21 protein-coding genes are annotated in these 23,093 nt (G+C 58.2%); 10 read left to right on the plus strand and 11 right to left on the minus strand.

Annotation, left to right across the window (positions count from 1 at the left end; genetic code table 11):
* Nucleotides 1-78: 78 nt before the first annotated feature.
* The 3 genes from BLS51_RS22100 to BLS51_RS30350 all read right to left on the minus strand — a co-directional run bounded on the left by BLS51_RS22100 (nucleotide 79) and on the right by BLS51_RS30350 (nucleotide 4,755).
* Entirely contained in the window at nucleotides 79-1,293 is a 1,215-nt protein-coding gene (locus BLS51_RS22100) for a XylR family transcriptional regulator (protein ID WP_090189864.1), read from the minus strand.
* A 142-nt stretch (nucleotides 1,294-1,435) separates the two neighbouring features.
* Complete coding sequence (locus BLS51_RS30345; protein ID WP_229207720.1) at nucleotides 1,436-3,316, minus strand: WD40/YVTN/BNR-like repeat-containing protein; 1,881 nt, start codon at nucleotides 3,314-3,316, stop codon at nucleotides 1,436-1,438.
* Nucleotides 3,316-4,755, minus strand: a complete 1,440-nt coding sequence (locus BLS51_RS30350) for a GDSL-type esterase/lipase family protein (protein WP_229207719.1) — start codon at nucleotides 4,753-4,755, stop codon at nucleotides 3,316-3,318. The genes BLS51_RS30345 and BLS51_RS30350 overlap by 1 nt, the downstream gene beginning before the upstream one ends.
* A 201-nt stretch (nucleotides 4,756-4,956) precedes the next feature.
* Here BLS51_RS30350 and BLS51_RS22110 point away from each other — a divergent pair, with 201 nt between their 5' ends.
* Nucleotides 4,957-5,301, plus strand: coding sequence for a hypothetical protein (locus BLS51_RS22110; RefSeq protein WP_090189693.1), 345 nt, complete (start codon nucleotides 4,957-4,959; stop codon nucleotides 5,299-5,301).
* Here BLS51_RS22110 and BLS51_RS22115 read toward each other — a convergent pair.
* Together BLS51_RS22115 and BLS51_RS22120 are read right to left on the minus strand one after the other, a co-directional pair.
* Nucleotides 5,279-6,916 (minus strand): glycoside hydrolase family 43 protein, encoded by a 1,638-nt coding sequence (locus BLS51_RS22115; RefSeq protein WP_090189691.1) that lies wholly within the window; start codon nucleotides 6,914-6,916, stop codon nucleotides 5,279-5,281. The two genes, BLS51_RS22110 and BLS51_RS22115, sit on opposite strands and share 23 nt — an antisense overlap.
* Nucleotides 6,913-8,112 (minus strand): MFS transporter, encoded by a 1,200-nt coding sequence (locus BLS51_RS22120; RefSeq protein WP_229208072.1) that lies wholly within the window; start codon nucleotides 8,110-8,112, stop codon nucleotides 6,913-6,915. Before BLS51_RS22120 ends, BLS51_RS22115 begins: the two co-directional genes overlap by 4 nt.
* Nucleotides 8,113-8,463: 351 nt before the next feature.
* Here BLS51_RS22120 and udk (BLS51_RS22125) point away from each other — a divergent pair, with 351 nt between their 5' ends.
* Genes udk (BLS51_RS22125) through udk (BLS51_RS22135) form a run of 3 tightly spaced genes read left to right on the plus strand, consistent with a single transcriptional unit; the run spans nucleotide 8,464 to nucleotide 10,956 of the window.
* Entirely contained in the window at nucleotides 8,464-9,102 is a 639-nt protein-coding gene (gene udk / locus BLS51_RS22125) for a uridine kinase (protein ID WP_090189687.1), read from the plus strand.
* A gap of 11 nt (nucleotides 9,103-9,113) precedes the next feature.
* On the plus strand, nucleotides 9,114-10,265 hold the full coding sequence (locus BLS51_RS22130; RefSeq protein WP_090189684.1) for a GGDEF domain-containing protein: 1,152 nt from the start codon (nucleotides 9,114-9,116) through the stop codon (nucleotides 10,263-10,265).
* A 49-nt stretch (nucleotides 10,266-10,314) separates the two neighbouring features.
* Entirely contained in the window at nucleotides 10,315-10,956 is a 642-nt protein-coding gene (udk, locus tag BLS51_RS22135; RefSeq protein ID WP_090189682.1) for a uridine kinase, read from the plus strand.
* A gap of 25 nt (nucleotides 10,957-10,981) precedes the next feature.
* Here the strand turns inward: udk (BLS51_RS22135) and BLS51_RS22140 are convergent, their stop codons facing one another.
* A complete protein-coding gene (locus tag BLS51_RS22140; protein WP_090189680.1) occupies nucleotides 10,982-12,310 on the minus strand; it encodes an IS4 family transposase in 1,329 nt (442 codons plus the stop codon).
* Nucleotides 12,311-12,705: 395 nt separating this feature from the next.
* Between BLS51_RS22140 and BLS51_RS22145 the strand changes: the two genes are divergently transcribed.
* Nucleotides 12,706-13,953 carry a tyrosine-type recombinase/integrase gene (locus BLS51_RS22145; protein WP_229207718.1) on the plus strand — a complete coding sequence of 416 codons (1,248 nt, stop codon included), beginning with the start codon at nucleotides 12,706-12,708 and terminating at the stop codon, nucleotides 13,951-13,953.
* Between the two features lie 38 nt (nucleotides 13,954-13,991).
* Here BLS51_RS22145 and BLS51_RS22150 read toward each other — a convergent pair whose 3' ends face one another.
* A complete protein-coding gene (locus BLS51_RS22150; RefSeq protein ID WP_090189676.1) occupies nucleotides 13,992-14,318 on the minus strand; it encodes a helix-turn-helix domain-containing protein in 327 nt (108 codons plus the stop codon).
* Nucleotides 14,319-14,409: 91 nt separating this feature from the next.
* Between BLS51_RS22150 and BLS51_RS22155 the strand changes: the two genes are divergently transcribed.
* The 3 genes from BLS51_RS22155 to BLS51_RS22165 all read left to right on the plus strand — a co-directional run bounded on the left by BLS51_RS22155 (nucleotide 14,410) and on the right by BLS51_RS22165 (nucleotide 16,218).
* Entirely contained in the window at nucleotides 14,410-14,679 is a 270-nt protein-coding gene (locus BLS51_RS22155; RefSeq protein ID WP_090189674.1) for a hypothetical protein, read from the plus strand.
* A 61-nt stretch (nucleotides 14,680-14,740) separates the two neighbouring features.
* Nucleotides 14,741-15,304, plus strand: a complete 564-nt coding sequence (locus BLS51_RS22160; protein WP_090189671.1) for a hypothetical protein — start codon at nucleotides 14,741-14,743, stop codon at nucleotides 15,302-15,304.
* Nucleotides 15,305-15,900: 596 nt separating this feature from the next.
* Nucleotides 15,901-16,218: a hypothetical protein gene (locus tag BLS51_RS22165; protein ID WP_139168759.1), complete on the plus strand. Its 318-nt coding sequence runs from the start codon at nucleotides 15,901-15,903 to the stop codon at nucleotides 16,216-16,218.
* Between the two features lie 596 nt (nucleotides 16,219-16,814).
* Here the strand turns inward: BLS51_RS22165 and BLS51_RS22175 are convergent.
* Nucleotides 16,815-18,482 carry an AAA family ATPase gene (locus BLS51_RS22175; RefSeq protein WP_090189664.1) on the minus strand — a complete coding sequence of 556 codons (1,668 nt, stop codon included), beginning with the start codon at nucleotides 18,480-18,482 and terminating at the stop codon, nucleotides 16,815-16,817.
* Between the two features lie 153 nt (nucleotides 18,483-18,635).
* Between BLS51_RS22175 and BLS51_RS29540 the strand changes: the two genes are divergently transcribed.
* Nucleotides 18,636-18,866, plus strand: coding sequence for a hypothetical protein (locus BLS51_RS29540; protein WP_090189662.1), 231 nt, complete (start codon nucleotides 18,636-18,638; stop codon nucleotides 18,864-18,866).
* A 67-nt stretch (nucleotides 18,867-18,933) separates the two neighbouring features.
* On the opposite strand, the gene BLS51_RS22185 is transcribed toward BLS51_RS29540, so the two are convergent.
* The 3 genes from BLS51_RS22185 to BLS51_RS22195 form a co-directional block, all read right to left on the minus strand.
* On the minus strand, nucleotides 18,934-19,188 hold the full coding sequence (locus BLS51_RS22185) for a hypothetical protein (RefSeq protein ID WP_090189660.1): 255 nt from the start codon (nucleotides 19,186-19,188) through the stop codon (nucleotides 18,934-18,936).
* 173 nt (nucleotides 19,189-19,361) lie between these two features.
* Nucleotides 19,362-20,213, minus strand: a complete 852-nt coding sequence (locus BLS51_RS22190; RefSeq protein WP_090285819.1) for a hypothetical protein — start codon at nucleotides 20,211-20,213, stop codon at nucleotides 19,362-19,364.
* Between the two features lie 20 nt (nucleotides 20,214-20,233).
* Nucleotides 20,234-21,124 carry a hypothetical protein gene (locus BLS51_RS22195; protein ID WP_090189655.1) on the minus strand — a complete coding sequence of 297 codons (891 nt, stop codon included), beginning with the start codon at nucleotides 21,122-21,124 and terminating at the stop codon, nucleotides 20,234-20,236.
* A 656-nt stretch (nucleotides 21,125-21,780) separates the two neighbouring features.
* Between BLS51_RS22195 and BLS51_RS22200 the strand changes: the two genes are divergently transcribed.
* Nucleotides 21,781-23,061, plus strand: a complete 1,281-nt coding sequence (locus BLS51_RS22200) for an SH3 domain-containing protein (protein ID WP_090189654.1) — start codon at nucleotides 21,781-21,783, stop codon at nucleotides 23,059-23,061.
* The last annotated feature ends 32 nt before the right edge of the window (nucleotides 23,062-23,093 follow it).

Consider the following 23,093-nt stretch of genomic DNA (forward strand, 5'->3'; position numbering starts at 1 on the left):
GGTCGCCGTGCTCAGTAATTTCTTCATCGTAGTCTCCAGTTTTATTCTTGCGCCGTTATGTTACCTCACACGGCCCGGCTACGCCGCCAGCTCCGGTGCGGGCAGCGCCGAGCCATCGTCGATGATGCCCAGCATGGCGCGGTCCTGATAGGTGCGCGGCGTGCAGCCCAGTTCACGCTTGAACACAGCATGCATATACTGCACCGAGGTGAAGCCGCAGCACAATGCCACTTCGGCGATGCTGCGCTCACCGCGCGCCAGCATCGAGGTGGCCGCATCGAGCTTGAAGCGCAGGATCACGTCATGCACACTGCAATTCAGTTCAAGCCGGAAGTAGGACTCCAGCGACGAGCGCGAGATGCCCACATACTCCGCCACCTGGTGTGTCTTGATGCCCTGGCAGGCGTACTGGCGGATGAAGTGGCGCGCGCGCATCACGTGCGGATGCTTGGGCGCTTCGTGCTGCGTCGACGCCAGCACGTTGATGCCGACCGGCGGCACCAGCACGCGCGTGCCGCTCATGCGCACGCCGTGCAGCATCTGGTCCAGCAGGTGCGCGGCGGTGCGCCCCATCTCCTGCGCGCCCTGGATCACCGAGCTCAAAGGTATGCGCGTCAGCATGCGCGCCAGCGGATCGTTGTCGATGCCGATCAGCGCCACCTGCTCCGGCACCGCGATGCCGGCCATGATACAAGCCTGCATCAGCTGGCGCGCACGCGCATCGGTGACGGCGATGATGCCGACCGGCTTCGGCAGGCTATGCAGCCAACTGATCTGCTGCTCGACCGCCTCGTCCCACGACGGCGCGCTGGTGCCCAGGCCGCGATACACATGCGGCTCCATCTTGTCCTGTTCCATCAGCGTGCGGAAGGCGTGCTCGCGTTCCTGCGCCCAGCGGTTCTCCTGCGCTTCCGGCAGCGAGAACATGGCGAAGTGACGCAGGCCAGCTTCGATCAAATGATCGCGCGCCATCTTGATCAGCTTGAAGTTATCAGTGGCGACATAAGGCACGTCTTCGGGATAGGCGGCCTGGTTTTCATACGAGCCGCCCACCGCCACCACCGGAATGCGGCTGCGGGTCAGCGCGGCAGCGACCGCCGGATCGTCAAAGTCAGCGATGATGCCGTCGCCTTGCCAGTGCTCGATGCCGGGCAGACGCAGGCGGAAGTCCTCCTCCAGGAACAAATCCCAGGTGGCCCGCGTCGAACTCAGGTAAGCGGCGACGCCGGCAATGACCTCGCGATCAAATATCTTATTTGCGTTAAACAGCAATGCAATCCGGTGTGACTTCATCTGCATTTCTACTGCTCCGATTCCAGACAAACGTGGCCTTCTTGATATTGTTACACGCTGTTTGAAGCCGTCTGATATAACAAATTTCGCATTTTCCATAACGAAATTCACTAAATTCCCCTAAGCAATTACGTTTTTACACTTACTGAGTGAAGGGTTTACCAAAAACGATGCCGCGCCCTGCGGTACTCATGAAAACGTTGCCAAAGGTATTCATGTCACCCATAATGAATTGTGCATCACCCGGACCACCGTATTGGTGTTGACTGTCGTTAATCCGCAACCATGTGGCGCCGGAATCGGTGGATCGGTACGCGCCACGTACGCCGCCGACCTCGCCCCACAGATAAACAGCCGGGAAATCCGTTCCCGGCGCCGCCTTGCCGAAGCCGACCGCCGCCGCGTAGCTGACACCTTGCAGCGCGGTGAAGCTGGCGCCGGCGTCGATGGAGCGCGCCAGGCCGCCGTCATACAGCGCCACCCACAACTCACCCTGGCGTCCAGGCACCGCCCGCACCACCTTCGAACCGCGCGCCGATGGCAAGCGGCCCGCCGGCGCGAAGCTGGCGCCGCCATCGGTGCTGACCAGCATCCGTTCGCCCGCCAGCGCATAGAAGCGGTGCGCATCCACCGGGTCCGCCACCGGTCGCCCGCGCTCGACGTGCAAGCCTGTCACTTCGCTCCAGCTCGCGCCATCGTCGCCGCTGCGGTAGCAGGTGGTCGCCTTCTCGGGGCAATGCACAATCACCTCGCCATCCGCGCTTAGCGCCACCTGCCCCTGCTTGCCGTTCATGCTGGCGGTTTTCTGCCAGGTGATGCCCATATCCTTCGACAGATACATCGCGCTGCCGGCGCGCACCACCACTTGCGGAATGCGCGCCGCGTAATCCAGCCCCCAGGTCGTGCCCATGGTGGGTGTGTGAATCGGCGCGTAATGCGTGAAGTCGGTGTGACGGAAACCGTCGTAGTCGCCTATCGCCGACATCAGCGGCCCGCCGGGAATGCTGACCAGATTCAGCGGCACGGATTCTTCCAGCCCGGCGGCTTCAAACTTCCACACCGGCTTTTCCGCGTGGATATCGGTCGAGACGAACACGCCGTTGCCAGACACCGTCCACAAGCGCCGGCTGTCAAACGGATCGAACGCGATGCTGGCGGCCCAGTGGATGAAGCTGCCGCCTATCCAGCTGACGCCATTCGGATCGATCTGCACGCCGTTGGCGACGATGCTCTTCCAGCTTTTGCCGCCATCAAGCGTCTCGAAGAACTGATCGCCGATACCGCCGCGCATCTGGTAATAGGAAATCGTCGACACCACCATGCGCAGCGGATTGTCCTGCGCCACGGTAATACCGGCATACGCGCGGTTCAGCGGCGGCGAGATATCGGCCCACTTGCCACTGGCGATGTCGTACTGCCACACGCCGCCCTCGTCCAGCGTCTCGCCTTTGGCCTTGTCCGCGTGCGGGCCGCCGCCCAGCGCGAAGGTCGCCACCAGCTTGCCATCGGCGATGACTGCGCGATGCGGCATCAGCCGTGACGGCGTGCCGCGCATCAGCGTGAAGGTGTTGCCGCCATCAGCCGACATATACATATTGTCGCCAAAGCGTGAAACGCCGACGAAGATCCGGCCCCGGTCCAGCAGCACAAAGCTGATGCCATTGCCGTTGGCGGTGGTGGTCACATCCAAGCCGTCGAGGCGAGACCACGTCAGGCCCTCATCGACGCTCTTGAACAGCCCGTTGGCGCGCGTGCCGAGGTAAAGCAGCTTGCCGTTGGCGGGATCGACTTGCAGCTTTTCGCCGTTGCCGCGCCCCATGCCATTGCCATGGATTTTGAACTGGCTGCTGACGTCGATGCGTTTGAAAGTCTGGCCGTAATCGTCGGACTTGAGGATCGCGCTGGCGCCGCCGTTGTGATAGGCAATGCCAGCGGTGAGATAGAGCTTGTTGGGCGCCGAGGGATCGAGCGCCAGCGATTCAATGCCAAGCAGGCCGGTGTCCTTGTCGGACACCCAATCCATCAGTGGGAGCCAGCGTTTTTTTTTACGTCCCAGCGATAGGCGCCGCCGACATCGGTGCGCGCATACAGCAGGCCCGGTTCGGTCTTGCTGAACACCAGGCCGGAGACAAAGCCGCTACCGCCGATAGGTAGGTTATCCCATACATACTTCTGCGCTTCCGGCAGCAACTTGTTCAGCTCAGGCGCCATGGCCTTGGCCCAGATTTCATAGCCCTGCTCGTTCGGATGCAGCAGGTCCGGCATGATGTCTTTCGACAGCGTGCCATCCGCTTGCAGGAAAGCCTGGTTGATATTGGCGAAGAACACCTTCTGGTGATCGGCAAAGCCGGCGATGATGGCGTTGACCTGCTCGTTAATCTGGCGCAGCTTGTCGTCCGGCTTTTCGCCGCGCGGGAAGATCGCCAGCAGCAGTATCTTCGTATCCGGCAGGCGCTGCTGCAACTCATCGATATTGCGCTTGATGCCGATGGCCGTGGTCTTCGGATCTTCCTGGCGGTGGCCGGTATTGTTGGTGCCGAACATCAGCACCGCGACCTTGGGGGCAAGGCCGTCAACCGCGCCGTGCTGGATGCGCCACAGCACGTTCTCGGTGCGATCGCCACCGAAGCCCAGGTCCAGCGCATTCAGCGGCTTGTAGACCCGATTCCACACCGCCAAGCCCTCCTTCTCCCAGTTGTGGGTGATGGAATCGCCGATGAAGATTACTTGCGCGCTCTTGCCCAGTTGCCTGGCTTCAGCCAGCTTGTCTTCATGGCGCTTGGTCCACCAGTTGACTGACCAGGATTCATTCAATTTGTCCGGCGTGACGGAGACAGTTTTGTAGTCCGGGCAGCTGGCGTTGGGCTTTCCGCTGATCTGATACTTGATGTTGGCAACGGAGATCTTGCCAATGCCGCTGCCATCGAGCGCAAACGGCTGCGTGACTGCGCTGAAGTCGTCGCCCTCGCGATAGAAACAGCTCATCGAGAACACCAGATGCTTCCAGCCCTTGCCGGCGATCTCGCGGCCCGGCACCAGATACGGCACGCTGCGCTCGCAGTTCTCGCCGCAACGCAGCTTGAACGACATGCCGCCTTCGGACAGTTCCTGAACATTGACGTCCAGCGCCAGCACGCCCTTGGCCACATATGGCCGCAGGTCGACCGGCTTGCCGCCATCCACACGCAGGCTGGCGTACCAGGCCTTGTTGAAGTTGAGCGTCAGCGCATCGTTCTTCTTCGACCTGGTCGACTTGCTGACTGTAACCACGCTGTCCGGCACTTTGACCTGGCGCGAGATCTCGACCGCATCGCCTTCCAGCGTCTTGTTGGTTTCAAAGTCGGATACCTGGATGTGCCACGAGTCCAGCGGCTTGCTGGCGTACACATTCAGTTCATTTGGCGCGGCCGCGAAAGCGGAGGAAGACAGGATGGCCAGCGTGGCGGCAAGGCGGATATGCATAGGGATGTCTCGCTTATTTTTTATGCGCACCATTGTGCGACCGGTAGCCGTGCACGGCAATTACGAAATTCACCAACCGGCGCAATAATATTGAACTTGCCTACCCGATCAGCGGTCTAAACTGTTATGACGCCTCCACCCAACACCGTTGAAGCCCAGGTCGCCGTCCTCGAAGCGCGGACGGATGGCAGGATATCGTCGATGGAAACCACGTTCGCCAACTTCGTCAAACTGATGGATGAACGTCAGAAAGTCTCCGATGCAAGATTCGACCGAATCGAAACGATGCTTGCCGAAATGCGCGCCACTATTGCCAGCCTGCGCACGACGATCATTGTTACCGGCATCAGCAGCGTGCTGGCCGCCACCTTCGGCATTGCCGCGCTGAACGCCAGCATGCAATTCAATATGCTGGAGGCGCTCAAGGGCGGCAAGGAAATGGCCGCCACGCAAGCCGAGGTAAACCGGCTGGTCACGGAAACTGCCGTTCTCCTCAAACAAATCCAGGACGAAAAGAAAGCGTCTAAACCACCGCCTTCGGATTAACGGTGTACGGCCGCTCGTGGTACTCGAAATAATCGAAGTCCGCGTGTAGCGCCGTGCCAGACATGTCCTGGCACGTCACGCCCACAAACGCGCCGGTAAAGTTGGGCTGTCCTGGCGCATTCGCCTCATCCGACAGGATGCTGGCATCGAATATCTGCGGCAGCCACTGCCACTCGCCACCCTGCGGACGATAGCCGAAGTACAGGCGCTCCTCATCGACCTCCACGCGCAACTCCACCGGCCCTGCCGGCAGCGGGATCGGCGCAGTAAAGGTATCGGTCTGCACATGGTTCGGCAAACTGGTCATGACGCGCAAGTGCCGGCCTACTGCATCATCATTGCTGATATACAGATAGTGGAACTTGGACGCATTGTAGTAACACACCAGCCCTGCCTGCTGCTGGTAATGCTCCGGCTCAAACTCCACCCGCGTCGACGCGCTATAGCAATGCGACTGCTGGCGTCGCGCCACCAGCGACTGACGGAACGTGCTGCCCAGGCTCTCGCGTCCAAACAAACGCAGGAAGCCCGGCCGCGCACTCAGGCTGAACAACTCCTCCGGCCACGGCGTGCGCAGCCACTGGAACGCCACCGGCAATTCGGCCGCATCGAAATCCTCGCGCACCGGCGCCTCGTCAAAACGATGCTCCGGCAGACCTGGCGCAGCCGCATGCAACTCCGGCGTGCCCTGCCCGTCCAGCGTGCGCAGCCAGCCATCCTCACCCCACACCACCGGCTGGATGGCCGTCTCGCGGCCCAGTGTGCACACGCCGCGATTGCGCAGCGGACGGCCGCACAGGTAGGCCATGTACGTCTGCCCATCCGGCGTCTCGACAATATCGGCGTGGCCTGCGCGTTGCAAGGCGGCATCCGGGCGATGACGCGACGTCAGCATCGTCGATTCCGGATGCAGTTCATACGGGCCTTGCAGATTGCGCGAGCGCGCCATCGTCACGCCATGATTCCAGCCTGTGCCGCCCTCGGCGGTCAGCAGGTAGTAGTAGCCATTGCGCTTGTACAAATGCGGCGCCTCGGTCAGACCATGTGCGGTGCCCTTGAAGATATTCTCGCGCTTGCCGATCAGCTTGCCTTCGGCCACCGAATACTCCTGCGCCACAATGCCGTTGAAGCGATTGCTGCCCGGACGGTGATCCCACAACTGATTCAGCAAATACTTGCGGCCATCGTCATCATGGAACAGCGACGGATCGAAGCCGCTGCTGTTGAGGTAGACCGGGTCCGACCACGGCCCGTCAATACTCGGGCTGGTCACCAGATAGTTGTGGAAATCGCGCAAGGACGCGCTGCCGGTCGCGCCGCCGGTCGACGTGCGACCGTAACGCTTGACATCGGTATAGATCAGCCAGAACAAGCCATCCGCATAGGTCAGGCAAGGCGCCCAGACGCCACAGGAATCCGGCGCGCCCAGCATGTTCAACTGGCTGGCGCGCGTCAGCGGACGCGTCAGCAAACGCCAGTTGACCAAGTCGCGCGAATGATGGATCTGCACGCCGGGAAACCACTCGAAGGTGGAAGTCGCAATGTAGTAATCATCGCCCACGCGCACGATGGACGGATCGGGATTGAATCCCTTCAGGACAGGGTTTTGAATCATGACGTTTTCTCTCGCACCAAAGTCCACAGCAGCACTGCCGCCACCAGATCCAGCACCGCCAGACTGACGAAAAATGGCGTGTAGCCGACGCTTGCCATCAGCCCGCCGATCAGCAGCGAGAACACCAGCAGACCGAAGTTGCCGAAGGTGCCGCACATGCCGGCCACCGTCGCCACCTCGTTGCGGCGGAACAGGTCGGACGACATGGTGATGACCGTGACCGACAAGGTCTGGTGCGCAAAGCCAGCCAGGCTCAGCAAGGCAATCGCCGCATACGGGCTCTCGACGTAACCAACAAAAGCCACGCCCATCATCATGATGGCGCCGAGCGTGAACGCACCGCGCCGCGCGTTGATCAGGCGGACGCCGCGCTTTTGCAGCGCCAGCACCACCATCGGGCCGAACAGGCAGCCGAGGTCGGCGGCCAGGAATGGCAGCCAGGCAAACATCGCAATCTGCGCCAGATCGAAATGCCGCACTGTGGTCAGGTACAGCGGCACCCAGAACGACAGCGTGCCCCAGGCCGGATCGGCCAGGAAGCGCGGCAGCGCGATGCCCCAGAAGTTGCGCATCTTCAGGATGCTGACGATCGACGGCCGCTTGCCATCGCCTTCCAGATGCTGCTCCTGGCCGGCGGCGATATGCTCTTTCTCCTCCTGCGACAGGCGGCGATGGCGCGCCGGCGCATCGTACAGCAGCAGCCACATCGCCACCCATATCAGGCCCAGCGCGCCGGTGATGACAAACGCCGATTGCCAGTTGTAATACAAGATCGCCCACACCACCAGCGGCGGCGCCAGCATCGAACCGAACGAAGCGCCGATATTGAAGATGCCGCCCGCCATGCCGCGTTCCTTGGCCGGGAACCATTCGGAGACCGCCTTCATGCCGGCCGGGTTGGCCGAACCTTCGGCCAGGCCCAGCAGGCCACGCAGCACAGCCAGCGTCTGCCAGTTGGTGGCCAGGCCATGCAGCATGCAAATGATCGACCAGGCGGTCGCGAACATCGCGAAGCCGAGCTTCAAGCCGATTACATCGAGCACATAGCCGGCCAGCGGCTGCAGCATGATCGCGCCCTGGAAGGCGGCGGTAATGTATGAATATTCCTTGGTGCTGATGCTCAGTTCAGCCAGCAGCGTGGGCGCCGCCACCGCCAGTGTGCTGCGGGTCAGGTAATTGATTACCGCCCCAAGCATGATCAAGCTGATCATCCACCAGCGTAGTCCCCGTATCTTTTTATTGAACATGATTGCGCAATCATTTTTGTAATAGGTGGAACCATAACACAGTCTGCCAGCGAAATGATTGCGCAATCGCGAGTTTTTATCCACGTGAATACTGAGGCATTGGCACATACCGCTCTCGCTTCCGCTTATCGCGCTAACGATGAAATAAAGCGACCATCGCTGGTCTGCGACTTCTTCCCGCTGGACGCACAGCAGCTTTCGCAGGAGTTAAGCGAAAATCAGTGACATATTTTCAACTTTAGGCAAAGTTAGGTCATTTACTGACCTGTTAGTTCGGCCGCGCTTCCGGTATCATTCAGCATGAATATTTCTTTCCAACCTTTTATTATTGGTGTCGCAGGTGGTAGCGGCAGTGGCAAGTCCACTGTTTCCCAGCAAGTGCTCGCTTCGTTTGGCGCCGACATGGTGTCGGTCGTGATGCAGGATGATTACTACTGCGACCAGACCCATCTCACGCCGGAAGTCCGTCGCCAGCAAAATTACGACCATCCGCAGGCGTTCGACTGGCCCCTGCTGGTGCAGCACGTCCAGGCCCTGCGCAACGGCGAAACGATCGCCATGCCGGAATATGACTTCACGCGCGACAACCGCTCCGACCGCACCATTCCCGTCAAGCCCGCCCCGGTGATCGTCATCGAAGGCCTGTTCGCCCTGTACGACGCGGATTTGCGCGACATGATGTCGCTGAAGATTTTCGTCGACACCGCCTCCGACATCCGCTTCATCCGCCGCATGCAACGGGACATCACCGAGCGCGGCCGCTCGGTGGAAAGCGTCGTCGGCCAGTACCTGGAAACGGTACGCCCGATGCACAAGCAATTTATCGAGCCGACCAAGCGCAACGCCGACATCATTATTCCGCATGGCGCGAACAGCCCGGCAGTCGACATGATCACCACCAAGGTTGCCAGCGTGATTGGCCAGTTGAAACGGCCTTGAGGGTGTAGTTCGTGCTGAGAATAGACGTTTCCTCCCTGCTGATCGCCATGACGCTCAACTTGCTGATCATGGCCGTGGCGCTGCCATACTTCATGGGGCAAGTGAACCGCGCCGCGCGTTACGCGCAGGTCGGCATCGTGCTACAAACTGCGGGCTGGATTGCGTTGCTGATGTCGAGCACGTTCGAAGGCGGCGGCTGGGCCGACCATGCACTGTCGACACTATCGATGGCGTGCGTCTCCAGCGGCATGGTGTTCAACGCCATCGCCTTCGAACTGTGGTGCGGCCGCCAGGCGAGCGCGCGCGCGCCGACCATCATCGCCATCGTCATGACCGTCGGCTACGGCATCAGTTATTCCGACTATGCGTTCCGGACTGGCTGGGCCAACGGCTTGCTGGCGTTGCAGATCGCCACGGTGGTGGCGACGCTGTGCCGCCGGCCACAGGTACCGGTCGGCCGCTGGCGCTGGCTGCTGGTGATCTCCCTGTCGATCCAGATGGTGGTGCTGGCCTGTCGCGGCGTGCTGGGCGCGTTCTACACCGCCGAGTTTCCGAACTTTTACACGCCGCACCTGCTGAACCAGGTATTTGCCCTGTCGTCCAACGCCATGATGGTGTTGTCGATGATGGCCATCCTGCTGGCGCACCGCGACGAAGCGGCGCGCGAACTGGAGCGTCTGGCCACGCTGGACGGCCTGACCGGCGCCCTGAATCGCCGCGCCTGGCTGCTACAGTCCACCATCGACCTGGCCAGCAGCGTGCGCTACCAGCAACCAATCGGCGTGCTGTTGCTGGACCTCGACTATTTCAAGCAAATCAACGACACGCGCGGCCACGCCGTCGGCGATCGTGCGCTGCAATTGTTCGTCGCCGGCATGCGCGACGTCAGCCGTGTCGGCGACGTATTCTGCCGTTACGGCGGCGAAGAATTCTGCGTGCTGCTCAACTGCGCCGACCTCGCTTCGGTGATGGCTTACGACGAACGCCTGCGGCAGTGGCTGGCGCAGAACTCGGCCAAAGAGCTGGGATTCGATCTGTCCTACAGCGCCGGCATCGCCATGCGACTGCATGACGCCGACAGCATCGACATCATGCTGCACCGCGCCGACGTTGCCCTCTACCAGGCCAAATCACAGGGACGCGGACGCACGCTGGCCAGTTAGATGCGGCCTCCTCCCTGTCAGCCCAGTCACGCTTCCTGTATCATTCGGCATGAATACGATTTCTTTCCAACCGTTTATTATTGGTGTCGCAGGCGGTAGCGGCAGTGGCAAGTCCACGGTATCCCAGAAAGTGCTGGCAGCGTTTGGCGCTGACATGGTCTCGGTCGTGATGCAGGACGACTACTATCTCGACCAGACCCATCTCCCTCCCGAAGTCCGTAACCAGACGAATTACGACCACCCGCAGGCTTTTGAATGGTCGCTGCTGGTGCAGCATGTGCAAGCGTTGCGCAATGGCCAAGCGATCGAAATGCCTGAGTATGACTTCACGATTCACAACCGCTCCGACCGGACCATTCCGGTCAAGCCAGCGCCGGTGATCGTCATCGAAGGCCTGTTTGCCCTGTACGATCCCGACTTGCGCGACCTGATGTCGCTGAAGATCTTCGTCGACACCGCCTCCGACATCCGCTTCATCCGCCGCATGCAACGAGACATCACCGAACGCGCCCGTTCGGTGGAAAGCGTGATCGGCCAGTACCTGGAAACCGTGCGCCCGATGCACAAACAATTCATCGAACCAACCAAGCGCAACGCCGACATCATCATCCCCCACGGCGCAAATGGCCCGGCGGTCGACATGATTACCACCAAGGTAGCCAGCGTTATCGGCCAATTGCAACAACCCTGAAAATCGGGGTCAGTGCCTAATGCCGTTAAGTTAAGGATTTCCTGAGCCTGCGTTCAGGATAGCGTTGCGGTTTTGCTTTGGTGACCCGATCGAATTTCCGGTCGGGTCGATAGACATTCAGTTCGAGGATCATCCTCTCGCGCATTCGTTTGATCGTTCCTGGTAGGTTGCCCAAGGCCCGCTCGGAGGCCGCATGCAACATCTCGAGCTGAAATACCCCGAGGGCGAAGATAAAGCTAACGTCATTGGGGGCACATTTTGCCTGCTCTGCCGTGCGCGCCATTTCTAGCCGCACGAGGTTGTAGGCAATAAGAATGCCCCAGATTTCCTGTCTGGTTGCTGCGACACTTTGGCTGCGCAGGCATAGGGCCATCCCCATCATGGTTTGCTTGATTTCGCGGTAACTCGTTTCGATCTGCCAGCGTTCGCTATAACAGTCGCGGACGGTTTTCGCGGGGAAGCGTCGACGATCCGTCAAAGAGGTCAGTAAATAGCACCGGTTGCCCTTCGCATCTTTCGTTGCAATGGCACGCGCTTGCCACTGTTCGGGCATGGCGGGGTCGCGCTTGCGTACTTGTGGGGAAACGCGCATTTCGACGATGCCATCCTCACTGTCGCCGCTCACAAGATGCCACCGTGTGTTGGCCTTGGCCGGCACCAGGAAATGCCGCTGCTGGCCTTGGGTACGCAGTTTATGGAGCAACTCGGCGGCTAGAAAGCCTTTATCGAAGACCGTCAGCGAATGGTCGGCGATCGCGTCGAGCAGCGGTAAGGCAAAACCCATCTCCCCCTTGCTATAGGGACCGAAATCAGCGGCCAAAACCAATTGCGTGCGCAACGCGGCCAGGGTCACCATGCGGGCATGGGGATAACTGGCCAAGGCGTCATTGGCAAAGTGTGGTGAATCGAAATGCGCCCGGTTTTCCGCGCTATCGGCTAATTTCAGGGTCGTCCCATCCATAGCAAGAAGCTGGAGGCCGTGGAAGTCGGAGCGATGGGCATCCTGCACTTGCCAATGGCGCGCGGACGTTGAGAATAGCCACGCCAACGGTTCTTCGCCCAGCCGCTGACGTGCTTGCGTTACAGCGCTATCGGTCACGCACGTGTCCTTCAGATCCGGCAGCGCGAGCTCCAACTCACCCAACACTTGTCGCACCGAGCGATGTCGGTAGATCGCCAGCGCGATGACCAACCAGACTACCTGTTCTGCCGGCAGACGCCGCTGCCGAATACTTGCCTTGCCGGTGTAATTCAATGCTCCCAAGATCCATTCGGCGGGCAATTGCTCACCCAACCGGCCCCAGTCTGGAGTTGGCAAGTCACATGTGGTCAAAGGGAGAGCGTCGGACAGCATGGCGCGAAGGTTAACAGCCTTCGCGCATGTTTACAACAACTAACTCGGGTTAGCCTAGATCCTTAACTTAACGGCATTAGGGTCAGTGCCGACATTCGGACAAAATTCTTACGAATAACAGCGTTCCCCGCAAGCCCGCGTAGGGCTTGCTTCTTTTGCTACAGAGAAAATGCAAAAAGGCCACCCGAAGGTGGCCTTTTTTACATTGTATCCTGGCGGAGAGAGGGTCTTTAGAACCACTGTCTACCAAGGTCTACCGAGATCCAAAGTTAAAATATAAATCATTGTTTTTAAACGAATAATTTAATTACCTTGTCCAACAACGTCCAACTTGATACACTGCAATCCAGACCAAATACATGGGTAGATACGTGGGTAAAAGACAGGTTGAGCGCTTGACCGCAGTAGCGGTAAATGCAAAAAAAACACGTGGCTACTACGCCGATGGTAATGGGCTGTACTTGCAGGTTGGCAAGCCCCATGAAGTGGACGGCAAACAGAAGGCCGGAAGCAAATCTTGGGTTTTCCGGTACACACTGCACGGCAAGGCGCGAGAAATGGGCCTCGGGTCGATTACGACCTACAGCCTGGCGGAAGCCAGAGAGCAGGCCAGAAAATGCCGCCAACAATTAGATGCCGGCGTTGACCCCATCGAACATCGTGCCAATGAACGCATCCAACTCCGGGTAGCAACCGCACAGCGGCGCACCTTCGCAGAGTGCGCGGCCGAGTACCACAAGCTGCACGCAGACGGCTGGAAAAACACGAAACACGCCGACCAGTGGATCAACACGCTGAAGACCTACGCATACCCTATCTTTGGCGACCGGGACGTCTCTGACGTATCCAAGGCCGACGTACTCCGCTCACTGGAGCCGATCTGGGCCACAAAGGCTGAAACCGCATCCCGAGTTCGCCAACGCATCAGGGCCGTGCTTGATTGGGCCGCAGCGCGGGACTATCGAAAAAATCACGACCCACACCTCTGGGACCAGATTGGCCGCGCACTACCCAAAACCAAGGATATCAAGAAGTCCACGCACTTTGCGGCATGCCCCTACCCGAAAATTGCGGCCACTATTGCGTCGATCTCCTCTGCCAGCGTCGGTGCCGGGGTCAAGGCAGCGATGGAGTTCATCATCCTGACTGCGTGCCGATCTGGGGAAGCTCGCGGCGCGACTTGGGCGGAAATCGACTTCGAGAATCAGCGCTGGGTGATCCCTGCCGAGCGAATGAAGGCATCAAAAGAGCATCGCGTGCCACTGTCGCCGCGCGCCTTGAAGCTACTTAAAGGGCAAGAGAGGCTGCACGATGAACTGGTATTTCCGAACGACAAAGGCCGACAGTACAGCGACATGACCTTTACTATGGCCCTGCGGCGGCTGGGGCATGAATTCACAGTCCACGGCTTCCGCTCCACCTTCCGGGACTGGGCGGCTGAACAAACGGCATACCCCCGTGAAGTGTGTGAGGCGGCACTGGCGCACGTATCCGGCAAGGATGCGACGGAGGCAGCCTATTTCCGCAGCGACCTCTTTGAGAAGCGCAGGCAACTCATGGCAGACTGGGCTACTTACTGCGCGCTGCAATGCGCTACGCCAGCCACCGATTCGGGCTCCGCGCACGATCAACTCGCCGCTTAACTCCTTCCTTAATCCTGGCGCCGATGCTATGTGTCGCGTCAGGCTGCAATTTTCTGCGCCGACTCCAAAGCCAAACGCCGTTTAGATTCAGACATATCAGCGTAGAGCAGGATGATTTCTGCAAGACGGTCATCGGCGCAATAGAAGAATGCGGCGGACACCCCCAGCACCTTCGCCAATGACTCTGCAAAGCGGACTGGCGGCTCATGGATACCACTTTCATAGCGGCTGATCCGCGCACTGCTTGACGATTCTTCCAACCCAGCCAGAACACCAAGCTGATCCTGCGGCAAGTCGGCACGCAGCCGGGCCTGCCGCAATCGGCGGCCAAAAAGTCCCCGATCAGATGGCTTACGGCTTGTCATCCTCCGATAATCGTAGATCTACTTGTATTTTTCTCTACGATAAACGTAGAATCTACACTTCTTTCACCACCCACTACCAAGAAAACAGAACATGAAAAAAAGCGCTCTCATCGCCATCCTGATCCTCACCGGCTGCGCATCCTCCACCGGCGTGATCTCCGCCGGCAAGGACCAGTACATGATCTCCCGCGAAGACAACGGCCCAGCCGCTTCCCTCGGCGCGATCAAGGCGAAGGCGTTCCAAGAGGCTGGTGCCTTCTGCGCTGGACAGGGCAAGACCATGCAGATCATCAAGGAGAACGATGTGCCGCGCTCCTTCGGCCAGTTCCCACAGACCACCTTGCAATTCTCTTGCGTGTAAAATTCCCCGGCCGCTCATCGCGTTGCGAACGCGGCCACTTTCCAGTTTTTGGAGACCACCAATGCCCACCCTATCTTTCGACTTCCAGTTCGCGCCCGATCCTGATGAACTCGTTCCACCAAAGGACGGCTACTTGGTGACGCTACACGGAGATGCCGGTGAGCTCACCCGGTTCGAGATCGACTGCATCGCTAATCGCACACCTGCGGCATATCTGATGGTCCGACGCCGTGCCAAGTCTAAGGTGATGACGATCGAGATTCCGGGAGAGTCGCACCAACTAGCTGATTTGCGAGCAAATCACTATACCTGGAGCGCGGAGCGAAGCGATGGGAAACCTATGGGGCTGGCCGAATTTCAGCTTGCGCTCATGTCGTGGACTAAGCACCGCGCAAACCAACAAGAACCCGCGTACACAATCCCGCTGTCATCCTTGAACAAGCTGCTCTCCATCGACAAGGCCGTGAGTGGCGCCTTGATCGACGTGCTTGCGAATGCGGAGCCGATGCAGCGCGAGGTCTTCATCGCCGATCCAGACATTGCCGCGAAATTGGTAGATCTCGGTCTGGTTACTGCCAGCGCTGAACCCGACCTGTACGCCCTAATGAACATTAAAGTGCACTGACAACGGGAAGCCCTATGGCAGCCCCACCACTCCCGCAGGCACCCGCTACGCCCACCTCGCAGCGCTTTCCCGATGGATCTCCGCTGTTGGTAGCGGGCAATGCGATAAAGCTGCTGGAGAGGCAGGCACCGTATTTGTCCATGCCATGTACGCCAACTCTCCCAGCGGTTAGCAGTGCGGTAGACACGCCGATATGACCCGCTTCGCACCTCCCGACCTCCACCAATGCCCAACCTGCGCTGGCTACTTCAAACGCTACGCGCTTATTTCCCTGCACTTCGAGGATGACGTTCCAGAGTGGTCTGATGGAAAGTGCGGGCAGTGGTGGGCAGGAGCCAGTGGTCACGTCGGCCGCTGTCCAGCGTGCTCGGGCGTCGTCTGGATCGACGACGCTAAGGTAGTCATGGAGGCACCATCAGCGCCACGCCCCATCGGCGCTGTTGCGCGCGCGTGGCACTACATTACAGGCGACCGTAGCGGCAGACTCGAAGAGGAACGAGAATGGAATACCCTTCCGCCGGCCATCCAGCAGGCTGAACGCATCGATGGGCTGGTGCACGCCGAGGATTTTATCGAGGCGCTTGCTGCCCTACAGGATGGAGAGCGAGATCGCGAAGTTCACCTTAGGTGTCGGCTCTGGTGGGCATCTGCGGGCGCGGAAGGTGGGCGCAGTGGCTCTGCCCACCGTTAGCGTCGACGTGGCCCATGAAAACACTCTACGCCTTCTACAGCTGATTGAACACGACTCCGGCGAGCAGGTGATGCGCGGTGAACTACTGCGTCAGCTGGGCCGATTTGACGAGGCCGTGGCCGTATTGAAAGCCGTGGAGCCTGACGGATATTCTGAGACCAGAGCCAGTAAAGTACAGCGGCTTGCTCAGGCGCAGATAAGCGACCTGAGCATCCTAAATTAGCCACTTCTTGGTGCTCGTCTATGGTGACAAAGACACGTTTAACACACATCTTTAGCATTGGCCGCCCCATGCCGGACGAGGCGGAGCGCACGGACGAATGCGATACCCTTCGCCGCAAGATTCTCGATGGGCCTCAGCGAATTGACGATGTTAAGCGTCTCAATGCTCTCGAAGACCTTGTTGCGGATTGGGGCTGTAAGCCGTTGCGCGTACCTCTTTACAAATTGCTGAAAGACGACGACTGAACACGCTAAGCTTATGTCTACGTAACATAAACCATGCGATTTCCAGTGGGACAGTCCGCCAAACTTGACCGCTGAAACATATGGCTTGCCTCCTGTCCGCCCATCAAGTCCAGCGGGCTGGCGATATTGCTGCCTCCGCTGCAGATCATGCAGGATTAGCGTAGCGTCAGCGGAATGTCTTGCTGGGCAGCGCATCGACAAACGCCTCGTGCCGGTCGAACTTGGCCATCACTGCATCAAACGAGGCGTGGAGGCGTTACAGGGCAAGTTAGATCCCGCTGAGAACTGGTCGGCCTGACCGGCCACTGCCATGACCTTACAGGGCAATGGCCGAGATCCAGTGTGACGTGCTTACGCGTTCCAGCGCATGATCAGCGCATGCAGTTGCGAAATTTTTGGCCAGACCAGATCCGGCCAGCCGAGCGCGGTGTCGTAGCTTCTATGAGCTTTGACATAGGCAGCGCTGACGTCGGCCTTTGAGCCTGACAAAGGCAACAAACGCTCACCCTTGACCTCAAATTTTTCTTTGATGAAAGTGGCCGGCAGATACGATTCGATCGTGTATTTGTCGGTGATCCAATATTTGCCGCGGCTGCCCACAACACGCTCGAATTCCCGCGCGACCCGCTGTTTCGCCGAATTCAGATTCAGGCACTGGAACGTGCCGTCGGCTAGCTTTTCAAAATCGTGATCGCGGTCCATGAAGAGGGCTGCGTTGCGGTTGATGCGCAACAGGTCAATGAACTGGCCATCCGAATCGTCGGCGCTATAGTGCGACAGTATGGAGCCGCCATAAAAGGCAAATGAGTAGTCGGCATTTTCGACCGGTTCTCGTACCGCGCCCCCCTGTTCCCGGCACCAAAGGCTTAACCAGTGCTTGATGTAGACACGGTCGCTCGGTCCCTCCACCCAGATCACGCCATTGCTCTGCGCAAGGTCGGAATTGCGCACGCCCAAGGCGTCCAGCAGACGCCACACATTCGGCTCAGCGTGCAGGCTCGCGCCATCGGCTTCCAAGATGGCGACATGGTCTTGGTTTTTTGTCCAGATGACCGGGTTTTGCAGCGTTGGTGCATGGGTCGCGATAAACAGCTGCAAACTTTTTTCGCTCACCATCTGACTCATTTTTTCCGCCAGATGCCGTTGCAGCCTAGGATGCAAATGGGTCTCCGGTTCATCCAACACCGCCACCGAACCGTCCGGCAAATTCCTCAGCCAGCTAAGGATCGACACAAGTTGAAGCCAGCCGGATGGCAAGGTCGAGATCAGCACATTGTTGAACTGGGCCTGATCATCCGCCAGCCAAACGCCAACACGGCTATCGTCCTGCTCCAGCACATGAAACGGCGTTTTTTGCCGATGGGCGAAGTTCAGCGCGCCCAATCCTTCTGTGTCGGCCACGCCGGGCGCGGAAATCAGTCCAGGCAGCAACGTCCTGGCATCGTTGAGTATGCTGACCACATCATCCGCCGCCAGTCGGTCAATGCCATCCCAGCGATGAACCTGACACGCCGTTTGCCGAAAATCAGCCGCCAAATATCGCTGGGTGTCTGCGGCAATGTCGATCTTGCTGATGTTGCGGTTTAGTCCGCCCAGCTTACGGTCTTCGAGTTCCCGCTCATCGAGCGTCACAATACGCGCCACAAGATATTGGCCATTGATCTGCTGAGCGATATTGCTGTCGCTTGGATAGGCACCGTTAGCGACCGGATCGACCTGCACCCGCAGGCGCACCTGGTTATCGAAATCCAGCATGAAGGCGGCCGCCGATTCCGAATTACGATTTTCCCTCGCCAGCGTCGCCAGCCGCCCGGGCTGTGCAAGCACGGAAATCAGATCCAGCACGGTAGATTTACCCGCTCCGTTGGGGCCGGTAAAAATATTGATTTTCTTGAGCGGATACCAATCGGGCCGCTCCTGCCAGGCAAAAAGATTACTGCTACCAAACTGGGTTCGTCTGACAGCCAACGGTTTTAGTGTACGCAGTCCACAAAAAGCCATACGGGTGAGGTGAGACATCTGTTCCTTTCATTTCAAATATAGGTAAGGGGCCGGCCTGACTTGGCTTGAGCTGCAGTTCGGCCAGCGCCGGCGGGTGGGCTTTGAGTTCCGGACGATGTTCGCTGCATTTCGCGTGCGGATCTCCAGCGCCTGCTGCAACAATGGCGTGGCGTGCCCATCCTGATCTTGCAGGCGGTGGTCCTCGCTCAGTTCCTGCATCACCTCGGCGACCGAGCTGCCGGCATAGCCAGCGCAACGCCAGCGCGCGCTGAAGAGCATCTACCGCTTTGGCGTACTGGTGCTGACTTTGATACAGAATGCCTCGACCAGGAGAACGAACAACAGTTCGGCGTGATTCGCGCCCAGCAGGCGCCTTGGCAGTCCCCCAAACCTGCGCGCTGAAACACATACGGTCGCCTCCCGGTCGCTGAGTGCTCCGCTTGGGCCGGCAGCCTCGTTACGGACTACATCAGGATATAACAGCCTGCGCGCCAGCGGCAGTGGCTGCGGATGAATCACTACGGCTGGATGGCAACGCATCAACCAGCGCCTCGATGCGATCCAGTTTATCCATCACCCTCTTGACCGCCACATCCAATCCCGTCGCTGCCATGTAGGCCGGCACGATACTTGGTTGAATTTGGTCAGCGTGGACGGCACCGTCAGCAGGCGTTGCATTGGAGTCATGCGCCGCCATGCGACGGCTAAAGAGTTTAAGTTTCATTGGCGTTGATGGAAGGAGTGGATGACGCTTTCATGCTGCTCCCCCATCAGCGATTCGACTTCGCAGTCTGCAAAAAAAAGTCATGTAGGCCGTGAGAAAATTCAGGAGGGTTAGGTCGTTGCTTTGCACAGAGACGGGTGGGGGGACGTTTCGCCCCCCCCCCATTAAATAGCTCATGTATCGATCTGAATCTTGCACGTCATTGCACCGTCTGGGTGCGGTCCCGCATATAGCACGGCCAGATAGAGCACACCGTTCTCTTTGAATGTGCAGTAGTAAATTCGCGCCGCAGCTTGCACAGTCGTCCCGTCTCCTTGCTTTACGTGCGTTTCAGTGTCAAACGTTTTTATTTCTCGCTGACCAGCGAATACCTTCACCGTGACCACCGAACCACCAGTTTGGGCGTGTCGCAATCCGCGCCCACGCAAGAAGGAATCGATACGTCCGACGGCACCATCTTGCTGAAGAAACAACACAAAAGCATCCATCGCTTCCGCTACGAAAGCATGGCGGAGTGGCGCAATTTCGTCACACACATTGAATGCACTTTCAGCCACCAGCAGTTTAGGGTGCCGATCTCGCGCAGACCGCAAACTTATCGAAGGCACGGGCGTAGCAGCGTCGTCCTGCGCGAATACCGTTTCGCAGAGTTGGCCGAATAGCGCGTCATTAAATTCCGCAGTCAGTGGGCGACGTGGCAGCAGTTTTGGCCAGCCTTGCTCACCATTCATGGGCTCAACAACTTCGCCACCTGCCTCCTCTATCTGGCAAAGCAGATCATCAACATTCGGCGGGCGTTCCGTATAAGGTAGCAACAAAACGTAGGCGTCAGCCAGGTCTTCCAGATCGTCGAGGTAGTTACGGAGGTCTGCGGTCGCCTGCTTGGGGAATGGGCGCAATTGCAGAACGCCTTGCGGATTGGTATCAGCAAGAACACAGGTCACTTCGATCTCCTGCGGGCCCGCAGCCTGTACAAAGCGTGCGCGTAGCTTCGCAGGCATGCCCATGATGAATACCTGGCTCATAATTCGCCCCAAGGCCAGGATTAGCGTTGAGTAGTTACCAGGATTGCATCGAGAACGTGTGGAAGTACCATTCGCGCGATATCCTTGTCCGACAGCATTCCCAACAGTTGATCCACCTTCTTGCGCGGCGTGAGATCAGGTGCCCAAGCGCAGGTGGGCGGCATAGGCTGTTTCTCGCTATGCACCTTCTCCGGCAAGCACAGCTTATCCATTGGGTAATTCTGCGCATCCGCCCAGCGCTCAATGACCATGAAAACCTTCGCGGTGCGGAAATGCTTCCACGACTTTGCATGCCCGCCTAACATCTTCGTGAACTCGACGTTGAGGTCACTGGAATACGGTTTATCGAGCAATGCAGTAAGGGTTACCTTATCACCACTAAGTAAGGCCACTGTCGCAATAAAATCCTTCATCCAGCCCAACTGTGTGGAGCCGTCAATCGGCGTGATTTCGGCGAACTGCTGCGGCTGGTCGCGGATTTCGTCCGGCACCCCCGAAGTAGCCAGAAAATGCTGAACTTGACCGGTACTCTTATTCAGGAAACGCTTACGCGCACCATCCGGGTTGCAAAACGCCTGCCAAACATCGCTGCGAGCCGCTGGTAAACGCTTTTTCTGTTCATCGCGGGTCGCCTGCAATTTTTTTTGTACCTGCGCCACATCCGGCGCATTAGAGAGCGACACACGCACGTCACTATCGCCAGCCTGGCGATCGACCTTGACGGTACCGTCAGTGCCGTTTTTTAAGAAATCGGAAAAATTACGATAGCCCAGATCTACTGGGTTCAGTGGAGGCAAGCCTTTCGCAGCAGTAGCAGCGTTCAAGCGCTGCTTCAGGCGGGCACCAAAATCATTCGGAAAATCTGTCAGCAGCTCGACGAGCAGCGACTTATAGAAAGGAAGTTCTACCATGCTAATCAGTCCTTAGGGCCGAAAGTAATATAGGAAATGCCCCGCCACAGAGTGTAGCGGGGATTCCACGTATTCATGCATTACTTTTTGAGTTCCCTGACTTACATAGCGTCGTCTGCACGGGAGAACTCTGGCACCCAATACAGCTCTTTGGCACTACATAAGCTTCTAAGTTGTCAGAAATTCATTAGTTCAGACAAGGCTTGGAATGGTCTGCTTTAGACGTGGGATGGAGTTTAGCGCCACAACAACCGATGCGTCAAGAAAAGCCCGCAATTTTTGGCGTGTTTTTTTTCGGACGTGCGAAATTTTACGTGCATTTTTTTGCGCGTGTTTTCCCGCGTGCATTTTCTACGTGTTTTTTTTGCATGCGCTTTTTCACACACAGTTCCGAAAAAGTGCAGCATCGCCAGCGCATCCGCAAATCTGCTCCGCCAACTTCCTCCCCATGAGATGGCGTTCCCCAACAAAATCTCAAAAATTTTCGGAGGGTAAGGACGATATTTTGTTCCAGCAGAGTGGCGCCGTCCATGCCTCCCCCCCCTGCCCTCCCTTTTTCAAAGGGGTGTATTACGCAACAGAAAACGATGCCGGGTGCTTTACGCTGAGCTTGGCTGACGAAAACGTTGTAAATTGAGCCCTTCAATGGAGAGTAAATGATGAGTTTTGCCGAAGACGAATTCAGACGGTTGGCTAAGGTCGCTGCGGACTTAAAGGTCGCCCATGAGGCCGAGCAACATTTAAGAGTAATTAGGCAACAGGAGGACTTTGCTCGCACTCTCGGCATGAGGAGCGAGATTGGCGCATTATCTGAGCATTTCAAAGTCGGCACCGCAGCCCATGTGGCGCTCGGCCTTCCTGGCGGCGCGTTGGCAGCCGGATTCGGCATAACGGGATTGTCGGCCGCAGACCAGATCGGGCAAACGGTTGCGCAGCTTAAAGCTGGCGATGCGATTAGCAAGCACATGGCGCGGCCGGGCAGCGCATTAGCAGCCGCATTGGGGATAACAGGAAAATCCGCTATTCCCCAGATAGGGGCGTATGTTGAGCATTTAAAAGCTGAAGCAGCAGCTCGCATAGCACTAGGACAGCCTGTCGGCGCCTTAGAGGCAGCGCGTCAGGCAGCTATCAGTAGCATGGGTTTATTCGCTAATCCTTTTAAGGCACCGACGGCATTGGCCCCCTCAGCCAGCGCTTTCGCGGCTACATTCGGCATAACTGGATTGTCTGCTGCCGAGCAACTAAGTAAGCTGGCCGCTGAGTTCAAGGCCGGCGAGACGGCGCGAGGCATGCTCGGGGAAGCAATCCAATCCTTCGACGTAACCAACGCTTCGAGGTTGATTGCGTCAATGTCGGAACTTGTTCGCGCCCATTCCGAGTACGAGTTACACCACGACGAAGGCACAGAAAACATTGATCCAGATGAGCCAAGTGCCATCTTGCATGCAGCCAGCAGTCGAAGCACTGCACAAGACGGCGACGCTTTGGTTCAGTTAATCGAAAATTCCGTTCGGGCACTGCACTCATCAACGAATACCCAGCAAAATGACATTTTCTGGACAAGGGTCTACCCATTTATTTTGGCCATCCTGACGTTGCTATTGGCCCCCGTTGCTGACCATTTTATTAAGCAAGCTCTGGCAACCGCATCGCCGTCTCAGAACAGCGCCCCCAAGCAAGTGAACACCGCCGTGCGTAATTTTGGGTTCTCGCCGCTAATGCTGAGTGGTCATCGTATCGTAGATGCGAAATCCAGTCTCCCAGTGCGGGCCACCGCTCGCATGAACGCAAAAGAACTGGGACGACTACCACGCGCTTGTGTCGTTGAAGTTCTTCAAGTCGAGGGACGTTGGACTCTGGTGCGCTGGTCGGATGAGAAGCACAGCATTGTGCTCCAAGGTTGGGTATCTACGCGGTACTTAAAGAAATTTCAATAGCCCGATTCCCCCTGACAATCGCAACATCCATC

This window comes from Duganella sp. OV510 (assembly GCF_900100205.1).
Lineage (GTDB): Bacteria > Pseudomonadota > Gammaproteobacteria > Burkholderiales > Burkholderiaceae_D > Rugamonas.

Excerpts from the sequence above, each read along its gene's own strand:
- BLS51_RS22190 (WP_090285819.1), bottom strand. The coding sequence starts at position 20,213 with ATGAGCCAGGTATTCATCATGGGCATGCCTGCGAAGCTACGCGCACGC.
- BLS51_RS22200 (WP_090189654.1), top strand. The coding sequence starts at position 21,781 with ATGATGAGTTTTGCCGAAGACGAATTCAGACGGTTGGCTAAGGTCGCT.
- BLS51_RS22195 (WP_090189655.1), bottom strand. The coding sequence starts at position 21,124 with ATGGTAGAACTTCCTTTCTATAAGTCGCTGCTCGTCGAGCTGCTGACA.
- BLS51_RS22185 (WP_090189660.1), bottom strand. The coding sequence starts at position 19,188 with ATGAAACTTAAACTCTTTAGCCGTCGCATGGCGGCGCATGACTCCAAT.
- BLS51_RS22100 (WP_090189864.1), bottom strand. The coding sequence starts at position 1,293 with ATGAAGTCACACCGGATTGCATTGCTGTTTAACGCAAATAAGATATTT.
- udk (WP_090189682.1), top strand. The coding sequence starts at position 10,315 with ATGAATACGATTTCTTTCCAACCGTTTATTATTGGTGTCGCAGGCGGT.
- BLS51_RS30350 (WP_229207719.1), bottom strand. The coding sequence starts at position 4,755 with ATGCATATCCGCCTTGCCGCCACGCTGGCCATCCTGTCTTCCTCCGCT.
- BLS51_RS22120 (WP_229208072.1), bottom strand. The coding sequence starts at position 8,112 with ATGCTTGGGGCGGTAATCAATTACCTGACCCGCAGCACACTGGCGGTG.
- udk (WP_090189687.1), top strand. The coding sequence starts at position 8,464 with ATGAATATTTCTTTCCAACCTTTTATTATTGGTGTCGCAGGTGGTAGC.
- BLS51_RS22160 (WP_090189671.1), top strand. The coding sequence starts at position 14,741 with ATGCCCACCCTATCTTTCGACTTCCAGTTCGCGCCCGATCCTGATGAA.
- BLS51_RS22140 (WP_090189680.1), bottom strand. The coding sequence starts at position 12,310 with ATGCTGTCCGACGCTCTCCCTTTGACCACATGTGACTTGCCAACTCCA.
- BLS51_RS22150 (WP_090189676.1), bottom strand. The coding sequence starts at position 14,318 with ATGACAAGCCGTAAGCCATCTGATCGGGGACTTTTTGGCCGCCGATTG.
- BLS51_RS22110 (WP_090189693.1), top strand. The coding sequence starts at position 4,957 with ATGGAAACCACGTTCGCCAACTTCGTCAAACTGATGGATGAACGTCAG.
- BLS51_RS30345 (WP_229207720.1), bottom strand. The coding sequence starts at position 3,316 with ATGGATTGGGTGTCCGACAAGGACACCGGCCTGCTTGGCATTGAATCG.
- BLS51_RS22115 (WP_090189691.1), bottom strand. The coding sequence starts at position 6,916 with ATGATTCAAAACCCTGTCCTGAAGGGATTCAATCCCGATCCGTCCATC.
- BLS51_RS22175 (WP_090189664.1), bottom strand. The coding sequence starts at position 18,482 with ATGTCTCACCTCACCCGTATGGCTTTTTGTGGACTGCGTACACTAAAA.
- BLS51_RS22165 (WP_139168759.1), top strand. The coding sequence starts at position 15,901 with ATGGAGAGCGAGATCGCGAAGTTCACCTTAGGTGTCGGCTCTGGTGGG.
- BLS51_RS22155 (WP_090189674.1), top strand. The coding sequence starts at position 14,410 with ATGAAAAAAAGCGCTCTCATCGCCATCCTGATCCTCACCGGCTGCGCA.